Here is a 1801-nt window from a genome sequence, read left to right on the forward strand (position 1 = left end):
GGCATCGACGGCCATCCTGATCGCCCGCTCACGCAGCTCGTCGGGATACTTCCTCGGTGCAGCCATGGAGACCATCATCCTCTCGGAGGCGTGGGTTGGTGGTCTCCATCAAACCCGGGCCTTGACAACCATCCTGGCACTCGTGGCTCATCACCGGGGTCGAAGGTGAGATGTCAGCGCGCCAGCCGACCACGCGCTCTCCGACATGTGAGGGCGTTGTCGGCCGGTCGTGATCGCGCGCGGATCGCGGATGACCGTGAAGTCGCCAGGCAAAGGTGAGCTGGAGACCGGCTGTAGCTGGCTATGCCGTCGCGGCGGGCAACGGCTTGGCGAACCAGTGGTGGGCGTAGAAGTCGGTGTTGAAGGGCTCGACCTCCTTGAAGCCGTGACGTGCGTAGAGACGACGTGCCTCGACCAGGTCGCGTCGGGTGTCCCGCCTCAACAACCGTTGGTTCAAGTGACGAGCTTCCTCCTCGATCGCGGTGAGCAGCCGAGATCCGAGGCCGTGACCTCGAGCGGTGTGGTGACGTGGAGGCGGGTGACTTCCCCGATGTCGCCCAGGATGCGGAGCCCGACGCAACCCAGCACGCTCTCTCGGCGACAGGCCACCAGGAGCAGGCCGTGGGGTGGTAGCAGTAGTTCGTCGTGGCTCCTCTCCTTCATGACGGCGTCGACCTCTGCTGATTCAGCCGGTCGCTGGTAGTAGCGGCTGATGATGTCGTCGTAGTACGCCCGCAGGGCGTTCTGCGCTTGGGCACCAGACGGGGCAGCTCGGCGGATCGCGACCTCGCTCACACCGCTAGTCTGATGGACTCGCGTCCGGCGGCCGGCGGGGTCCGGACCGCGGGATGACCGCGTGCACGCGCATCACGGGATGACCGGGAGATCGTCACCCGCCGGCGGCGCGGCGCGGGAGGATCAGCCCGCGGCCTGCTGAAGGGACCGCGCCGTCCGGACGATCTTGATCCACGCCGAGAGCGACACCACCAGACAGACCGCACCGAGCAGGTGCAACCCCCCGATGGTCACCCCGCCGGCCGCCGCGTTCACGGTGGGCTGCTGCGCGGCGGCGCTGGTGAGGACCATGCCCGCCAGCCACGTACCCCACCACAGCCCAAACGGCGGACGTGGCGAGTGCGAGGCAGCCGGGTTCGCGGTGCTCGCCGAGGCCGTCACGGCATCGCGCACCACCTGCAAGGGAAACCACAGCGAGACGAAGGGCACTACCCAGCCCGCCCACGCCCAGCCCCAGGCCCGCTGGTGGTGGAACGCCGGGGCCAGCAGCTCGGCGTTGCGCCGCACGCGGGTCAGCCAGATGCCGGTGACGATGAACGACGCCAGCCAGGCCAGGGACGTCACCACGGTGAGGGTGTCGTACGCCGTCCACAGCGTGTCGCTGGAGTAGGCGAACCCGCTCAGCCCGATGAGCAGCTCACCCCCGGTGACCACGGCCGCGAGCACGACGGCGGCGGTGGTCATGGCGGCGACGGGGCGCAGCCCCGCGGAGGGGTCCCGGTCGGGGTACGGCGGTGGGTACTGGCCCTGGGGCGGGTACTGGCTCTGCGACGGGTACGGCTCCAGAAAGGAGGAGGACGACGTGAACGGTGCAGGCCCGCTCTGCTCCTTCTCGAAGGACGGCGGCCCGGAGGAGGCCGGCGCGTCACCGGCGGGAGATGGCTGCCCGCCGCCGGGAGCGCCCCAGCGGTCGTCCTGCGATGGATCGGTCACCGTTGCTCCTTGATCGGGGATCAGGGATCACCACGCTAGGCGAACGCGGCGGGGAAGGGAGTCGGGGGGAGGC

General features: G+C 69.5%; 3 protein-coding genes. All 3 read right to left on the bottom strand.

Annotation, left to right across the window (positions count from 1 at the left end; translation table 11 throughout):
• Positions 1-301 precede the first annotated feature (301 nt).
• Positions 302-490, bottom strand: a complete 189-nt coding sequence (locus GTR02_RS22535; protein WP_338073976.1) for a hypothetical protein — start codon at positions 488-490, stop codon at positions 302-304.
• Positions 454-795: a hypothetical protein gene (locus GTR02_RS24795; protein WP_338073977.1), complete on the bottom strand. Its 342-nt coding sequence runs from the start codon at positions 793-795 to the stop codon at positions 454-456. Before GTR02_RS24795 ends, GTR02_RS22535 begins: the two co-directional genes overlap by 37 nt.
• Positions 796-918: 123 nt before the next feature.
• The gene (locus GTR02_RS21540) at positions 919-1728 is read right to left on the bottom strand and encodes a DUF4328 domain-containing protein (protein WP_166609512.1); all 810 of its coding nucleotides are present in this window, start codon (positions 1726-1728) and stop codon (positions 919-921) included.
• Positions 1729-1801: the final 73 nt, after the last annotated feature.

Origin of the sequence: Kineococcus siccus (assembly GCF_009906795.1) — a bacterium.
Classification (GTDB): domain Bacteria; phylum Actinomycetota; class Actinomycetes; order Actinomycetales; family Kineococcaceae; genus Kineococcus; species Kineococcus siccus.